1 protein-coding gene is annotated in these 241 nt (G+C 39.0%); it reads left to right on the top strand.

Going from position 1 to position 241, the window contains the following annotated elements; translation table 11 throughout:
- On the top strand, positions 1 to 241 hold a 241-nt coding region (locus GYB81_RS24075; RefSeq protein ID WP_161898026.1), incomplete at both ends, for a hydrogenase maturation protease.

Genomic DNA, 241 nt, shown 5'->3' on the forward strand with positions numbered 1-241 from the left:
ATCTTTGTATTACATGATGATGATGTACCTGCATTATTTACCCAGAAAATTTCACCGCATCAACTCGGGCTATCGGATGTATTAATGGCTTTACGTATGACCGATGAATTTCCTCGCAAACTGATTTTAGTGGGTATTGAACCTGCTTCATTAGCGCCAAGTATGTCATTGTCAGATATTGGTCAGCAATCGATGGAAATAGCACTTGAACAAGTGGTTAATATTTTGCGTGAACATGGGA

The sequence above is a fragment of the Pseudomonas yangonensis genome (assembly GCF_009932725.1).
Taxonomy (GTDB): domain Bacteria; phylum Pseudomonadota; class Gammaproteobacteria; order Pseudomonadales; family Pseudomonadaceae; genus Aquipseudomonas; species Aquipseudomonas yangonensis.